Source organism: Gilliamella sp. B3892, assembly GCF_026536305.1.
Classification (GTDB): domain Bacteria; phylum Pseudomonadota; class Gammaproteobacteria; order Enterobacterales; family Orbaceae; genus Gilliamella.
The window spans coordinates 1-3,869 of sequence record NZ_JAFNOK010000022.1 but is presented as its reverse complement, the minus strand read 5'-3'; the positions used below and the strand labels follow the sequence as shown (position 1 = coordinate 3,869).

At 31.7% G+C, this 3,869-nt stretch carries 6 protein-coding genes; 5 read left to right on the top strand and 1 reads right to left on the bottom strand.

Going from position 1 to position 3,869, the window contains the following annotated elements:
• The first annotated feature begins 256 nt into the window (after positions 1-256).
• The 5 genes from J3U74_RS12225 to J3U74_RS12205 all read left to right on the top strand — a co-directional run bounded on the left by J3U74_RS12225 (position 257) and on the right by J3U74_RS12205 (position 3,086).
• Positions 257-886: a hypothetical protein gene (locus J3U74_RS12225; protein WP_267328493.1), complete on the top strand. Its 630-nt coding sequence runs from the start codon at positions 257-259 to the stop codon at positions 884-886.
• Between the two features lie 59 nt (positions 887-945).
• Positions 946-1,806, top strand: coding sequence for a tyrosine-type recombinase/integrase (locus J3U74_RS12220; protein ID WP_267328492.1), 861 nt, complete (start codon positions 946-948; stop codon positions 1,804-1,806).
• Positions 1,807-2,055, top strand: coding sequence for a hypothetical protein (locus tag J3U74_RS12215; protein ID WP_267328491.1), 249 nt, complete (start codon positions 1,807-1,809; stop codon positions 2,053-2,055).
• Positions 2,048-2,251, top strand: coding sequence for a hypothetical protein (locus tag J3U74_RS12210; RefSeq protein WP_267328490.1), 204 nt, complete (start codon positions 2,048-2,050; stop codon positions 2,249-2,251). The genes J3U74_RS12215 and J3U74_RS12210 overlap by 8 nt, the downstream gene beginning before the upstream one ends.
• Before the next feature lie 154 nt (positions 2,252-2,405).
• Positions 2,406-3,086 (top strand): hypothetical protein, encoded by a 681-nt coding sequence (locus tag J3U74_RS12205; protein ID WP_267328489.1) that lies wholly within the window; start codon positions 2,406-2,408, stop codon positions 3,084-3,086.
• A 35-nt stretch (positions 3,087-3,121) separates the two neighbouring features.
• Here the strand turns inward: J3U74_RS12205 and J3U74_RS12200 are convergent, their stop codons facing one another.
• Positions 3,122-3,301 carry a ribbon-helix-helix protein, CopG family gene (locus tag J3U74_RS12200; RefSeq protein WP_267348114.1) on the bottom strand — a complete coding sequence of 60 codons (180 nt, stop codon included), beginning with the start codon at positions 3,299-3,301 and terminating at the stop codon, positions 3,122-3,124.
• Positions 3,302-3,869 lie beyond the last annotated feature (568 nt).

Here is a 3,869-nt window from a genome sequence, read left to right as displayed (position 1 = left end):
ATCTTCGTGAAATCTCTTGTAGTAAACAAGCGCGAATATTGGGTAAGCAAACCTCTGAAATCACAAAAATATTATTGGCGGCAGAATGCTTTATTAGAGGCCATATCATCGAATTGTTTTCGAAATCGGGAAATTTTAAAAATAAATAAAAAATAGTATTGACATTATCGGAATACCGATATATTATATGTCACAAGAGTTAAGAATAACTCAACCGACACGGCGGGAACCGTGATTATCGAATAAGGTATATATCATGCAAGTTTCTATCAAAAAATCTAATAAAACGATTAATGTAACAACTCAGTACAATCCTTTATTTTCTTCTAAAGCAAGAAAACTTAATGGGCAATACGATTACTCATCAAAATCATGGTCTTTTGATATTAGATCTGAAGATTTAGTAAAAGAGATTCTGCTTGAAGTTTATGGTAATGATGGCTCTGAAACAACATTTGTAGATGTTGATATTACAGTAGGAGATGACAATTTACTTGGGCATCAAGATTCAATTTACTTGGCAGGTCGTGTTATTGCTGGTGCACGTGGTAGGGATTCAGGCGTCACTATTGGCAATGGCGTTGTGCTTGTCAGCGGTGAAATTAAGTCTGGTGGTTCAGTAAAAAACTGGTTAACTGTAGTTAAATCTGAATCTGTTTTTAGAATTCTTGATTTGCCGTTGGGTGCATTAAAATTTTTAGAAAATCGGGAGGATATTAGTTACAAAGTAGTAGCTACACACAATATGGAAGCTGAAACTGTTGTCAATAATAACAGCGATGTAGAGCAGTTAAAAACTGAAATAAACAATTTAAGGCAACAAGCATTAAGCATTGCAAAAGAATTAGAAAATTTAACAATTAAATTAGTTGAATTATCAAAATAATCAAATAATCACAAACTGGCTCGGCAGGCTCCGAGCTTCTAGATAAAGAGAGGATTTTTATGTCTACAATCAGCGTTAATGAATGGTTCGATCAATTCATTGAAATTCAAAAGCAACGTGATATAACATTTAGAACAGTTCAAGAGAAAATTTATATTGCGAATTTCATAAGAAAAAAAATAGGTAATCGTCCTATCGATATTATTAGAACTCTTGATCTGTTTATAATCATAGATGAGGTTTGGCAGCAACAAAAACAAAATAAAGCTGTTAAAATATATTTATTTATGAAACAAAGTTTTCAAACAGCATGGGCTAGAGGTATTATTGAAAACAACCCTGCTGTAAGACTTGAGCGACCGATCTGCAAAGTCAAACGTGAGCGCCTTGAACTTGATGAATTTCTAAAAATTTTGAAAATTGCAAGATTGTGTGCGCCCGAATATCTATATATTGGAATGCTTACAGCATTGGTAACTGGACGTCGCCCTTGCGAAATTGTTAATATATCTATGGACGATATTGAAAATGACTATTTGAATATCAGAACAGCTAAAAAGGGTGTGATTGTATCCATGCCGCTTGATTTGAAACTTGACGCAATTGGAACATCAATCCGCGATTTGTTTGTCATGACTAGAGGCAAGAGATATTTGATTGAAAGCGGTCGGAGGAAAGCAAAAGTCTCATCGAATTCATTAACGACTTGGTTTTCAGACATGCGAAAAATAGCAGAAGTTGTTGCAAATGATGGACGATTGCCGCCATCGTTTTATGAAATTAGATCATTATCTGCGCTGTTATATAATGAACAAGGTATAAATATTAATAAATTGCTAGGTCATAAATCTGTAGGTTCAACTAAAATCTATACAGAACGACGTGGAAAAGGTGTTATTAAGTATATTGTGGGGAATTAAATGTACCGAGTTTATGTAATTAAACAAATTAAAAAAGGCACTAGCCAAGTTCTTGTTGATACACGAACGAACACAAATAGTTTTAATGTCGCGAAAGCGGCATTTTTTGATTTACTTAATATGGATTTCGATAATCGACATTTGCTGTTGATGTCAAAAAATAATAAACAAATTAATGCATATCGTTATCAATCGAAAATGGGCGATCGCGACTATTTTAATGAAACAATGGAGCTAAATGATGAGTGACAAAAAAGAAAGAAGCGATTCACAGAAAAGAGCTGATATAGCATATGAAAAGAAAAGATTGGCTTCGTCAAAAATGTTTGGCGCACGCTTTAATAGTGAGGAGCTTGAACTAATAAAAAAAGCTGTTTATGTTGCTGGTTCCAACCACGATATGATTTTAAATGGAGCAAAATTAATTTTAGAAAAAAATAAATAAAAATTTAGAATTAATAACTTGACTGTTTAAACGTTTAAACAGATAATATGCCTATAATGCGGCTTGGAACGCATTAAATATAAGCCCACTAAATAGTTGGGCTTTTTTTATTTCCATATTATTCTGTTATAATTTTTACACTAGGAGAATAATAATGGAAGAATCATTAATTAAGTCGCTCATTACTAATTTCGATATAAAGTTCTTTTTTTCTCATTTAACAGATTACTTACAGTTAATCTTCTCTTTTGCTGTTTGTGCTGCTTTTACATTAGCTTTCTTATTTTATGCGCTAAAACCAATTTTAGCTTTTTTTATTAAACCATTATTAAATAAAAAACAAAAAAAATTAGATCGGATTATTAATGACGAAAAGTTAGAAAATGATTCACTCAAGAAGGCGTGCAATAAAGAGAAAGAAGTTTTATATATACAAGGTATAACTAAATGTAGAAATAGACGGTTAGCTTTATTTTTCTTTGGATTAACAAAGCTAACTAAAAATAAAATTTCGCCCACACATTTTGAAAGATTATATAGTTACTTAGTTATAGAGAAGGATGATATTAAAATATCCAACAACGTGATATTAATTGATAATATAGTATATGGTATTTTTACGTTTTTCTTGTTTATTTTAACTTCCTTTTGTTTGTATTCATATTGCATTTCTTCTTCTTCATCTGATCGTATAATATTACTGATGCTACTACTAACATTTGTTCTTCAGACTCTTTATTTTTTAAGTCGTATTATAAGAAAAAGAGAAAAAGAGGATTTTTTAAAAGTTAAAAATGCTTTTTTAGAAAAGTTATTACCTGAACTTAAACTATAATTTAAGCGAAAGCCTCAATTAAGAGGCTTTTTTTACTAAAGTGATTTTTTGTACATTAAGATCGCTTCTTCAATGATCTTACTTTGTGATTTTTCAGTCTTGGCACTTAATTCTATTATTAAGTCAATAATCTCAATAGGCAATTTGTATCCTTTTGATTTTACTCCACGTTTTTCATCACTTTTCTTTTGAATTACAGCTCTTGATAATGCCATATAATCACCTTGATTTCTCATACTATAGTTGTTATATTTAAGGTCATCGGCGAGGCTTTCACCCCGCCTTTGACTGGTTAATAAACTGAGAAGCTTAAGCTTATTAAAACCAAGAGAAGTAAGATCTGGTACATCTTGTTTCTCCCTTAAGCCCCCATCGAAAGCTGGGGGTTTGCTTTATCAACTCCCTGTTGATGCTTATAATTATAGTCGCACCTACTTAAAAAGTCAACACAATTTAACTTAAATTTTTCAATTTTTTAAAAATCATTAAATGAAACCGCTTAATTGCGGTTTTTCCATGTCCAAATTTTATGCATGTCGGCGACATTAATGTCGTTAAGTCGTAACCGTGCCTAAACCTCTGTAGTTACGTTTAGGTCTATTTATTTCCAAAGCATCGACGGTATGGCTAGACACACATAACTAAACATTAGCTAGTACGCTACCTCTCATAATTAAAAAGAAGATTTAAACATGCCGATAAAAGATCCTGACAACGTCAATTGGACAGTTGTTGTTTATTTATTTTTTGTCACTTTACTCGGTTCATTATCTAGCTATTGCT